Raw genomic sequence first — 2,697 nt, 5'->3', positions numbered from 1 at the left:
CGGTCTACCTCTGGACGCTGCCGATGTTCCATTGCAACGGCTGGTGCTTTCCCTGGGCGATGGCGGCGAACGCCGGGACCAATATCTGCCTGCGAAAGATCGACGTGAAGCAGATCTTCGAGGCCATAGAGGAGCATCACGTGACGCACATGTGCGGCGCGCCCATCATCTACAACATGCTGATCAATGCGCCTGGCGAGCTGCAGGGTAAGTCCCAGCACAAGGTCTGCGGCTACATCGCCGGAGCCGCCCCGCCCGCGTCCACGATCGAAGGCGCCGAGCGGATAGGGTTCGACATCACGCATGTATACGGGTTGACGGAAACCTACGGTCCCGCCTCGATATGCGCCGCGCAGGAAGAATGGCGCTCGCTGCCTCTGGCTGAACGCGGGATCTCGCTCTTCGTCGCGCCGAAATTCCTGGTCGCTCCCGACGGCAGCCTGGGCGCCCGCAACGATCTCTCGTGCGTCTCAATCGAACACAAGTTGGGCATACACACCTCCCCTACCGCCATCATGTCCTATGGCGACAAGGAGGGCGCGATCGCCTACCTCGTCGGCGAGCCCAACGACGGCTTGGAATACATGTTCACCATGATGAACCACGCCAGGCTGAATGTGGGCCTTGAGGGCGTGGCCGTCGCGGAAGCGGCCTACCAGAAGGCCGTCGCCTATGCACGCACCCGCGTTCAGGGCAGGCCGATCGGCGGCAGCGAGCGCGCATCGATCATCCATCATCCGGATGTGCGGCGCATGCTCATGGACATGAAGGCGCGCACCGAGGCAATGCGTGCGCTCGCCTATGTCACCGCCGCCTGCATGGATCGCGCCCGGCATCACCCGGACCCCGACGAGCGGCGTCGCAGCCAGGGCCGTGTGGAGTTCCTGACGCCGGTCGTCAAAGGCTGGTCCACCGAGACCTCGATCAACATTGCCTCCACCGGCATCCAAGTGCACGGGGGGATGGGCTATGTCGAGGAGACCGGCGCCGCGCAATATCTCCGCGACGCACGCATCACCACGATCTACGAGGGCACGACCGGGATTCAGGCGATCGACCTGATCGGGCGCAAGCTCAGTCGTGACAACGGCGCCAATGCGGCGGCGCTGATCGGCGATATTGAGGCGGAACTGGCGGCGTTCGCGCCCACGAACGATTCCGATCTCTCGGCAATTGGCGCCGCCTTGAAGACCGGCCTGAAATCTTTCCAAGAGGCGACCGACTGGCTCCTTGCCAACCACGACAGAAACCCGCGCGAAGCCGCCGCCGGCGCAGTGCCTTACCTCAAGCTGACGGGTGTGGTCGCCGGTGGGTGGCAGATGGCGCGGGCTGCACGCATTGCCCGGGGTCTGACGCAGGCCGGGGAAACAGGCGGCGCATTCCTGAGAGGCAAGATCGCGACGTCCCGATTCTATGCTGAGCATGTGTTGCCAGAGGCCGAGGCATGGCGCCTCGAAATAACCGCCGGCGCTGCTTCGACCTTGGCGCTCGCGGAGGCATCGTTCTAGGCCGGTCCTCCCTGTTTCCCAGGGGGACCAGGTCTCAGCCCGGCGGCGACAGGAGACGCTTCGTGATGGACAACACTGCTCGCATAGACCGCAAGCGCCTCGCGATGATCGATGAGCGCGACTCGACGACGGCAAGTGCGCCCAGCCTGCGCGCCAAGCGGAAGCGCACGAGCGGGTCTGCCGAGGCGGCCCCGACCGCGTTGCCGCAACCAGATCCGCCGAATCCGCCCGAGGCGACCAGGGCGACTCCGCCCAAGCCTCGCAAGACGCCGCCGCCGAAAGCCATGCCCGCCGACTCAGAGCGCATACCCGCCGCGACGAACGCCGTAACTGCGGCGCCCGGCGCGCTGAAAATGGCGCCGCTTTCTGCGAGCGGTTCCAAACCTCCCGGACAAGCCGCGCCGCCGGCGCCGCCCGCCCGCTCCGCCGCTGCAGGCGGGACTGACGGCCTCAGAGCCCAATTTCCAATTCCCGACGCGGAAGCGCTCGCCCGAAACATTGGTCAGGCCATAGAGCAGGGCGGCGAGGTGCTGGCGGCATACTTGAGGCCGCGCGAGACAGGCGAGATCAAGATGAATCTCGCCGACGATGGCGGCGAAATGGCCCGATCGATCGGGCAACTCGGCCAGTACTACATGTCCAACCCGCTAGCGGCGTTCGAGGCGCAAACCGCGCTGACGATGCAGTTCATCAATCTTTGGGCCTCGACGCTGCAGCGCTTCCTAGGCGCGCCGGCGGCGCTGGTCGCCACGCCCGGGCGCCCCGACAAGCGGTTCTCCGACGCGGAATGGCGCGACAATCCGTACTTCGATTTCATCAAACAGGCCTATGTGCTGACCACGCACTGGGCGGACGATCTCATCACCCGCGCCGACGAAATGGATCCGCACGAGCGCGACAAGGCGCAGTTCTATCTGCGGCAGGTGACCGCGGCGCTCTCGCCCTCGAATTTCGTCGGAACGAATCCCGAGCTCCTGCGCATGACGCTTCAGGAGAGCGGCGAAAACCTCGTGCGTGGCCTCAAGATGATGGCGGAGGACATCGAGGCCGGCAAGGGTAACCTGCGCATCCGACAGGTTGACGCGCGCGACTTCCAGCTCGGCGTCAACATGGCCAACACGCCCGGCAAGGTGATCTTCCGCAACGATCTCATCGAGCTCATCCAATACGCGCCGACAACGCCCGATGT

Annotated in this window: 1 protein-coding gene and 1 pseudogene; both read left to right on the top strand. The window is 65.2% G+C overall.

All coding sequences use genetic code 11. The annotated features are described in order from the left end of the window. Positions 1-1,508: acyl-CoA dehydrogenase C-terminal domain-containing protein (locus ACLP25_RS03855; RefSeq protein WP_442467909.1), on the top strand; the 1,508-nt coding region annotated here is incomplete at its 5' end. A gap of 65 nt (positions 1,509-1,573) precedes the next feature. Further along, a pseudogene (locus ACLP25_RS03850) lies at positions 1,574-2,697 on the top strand (class I poly(R)-hydroxyalkanoic acid synthase); the annotation flags it as partial.

Origin of the sequence: Roseiarcus sp., assembly GCF_052145395.1 — a bacterium.
In the GTDB taxonomy this organism is placed as follows: Bacteria; Pseudomonadota; Alphaproteobacteria; order Rhizobiales; family Beijerinckiaceae; genus Roseiarcus.
The sequence above is the reverse complement of the archived record's forward strand: the minus strand, read 5'-3'. Positions and strand labels throughout refer to the sequence as shown.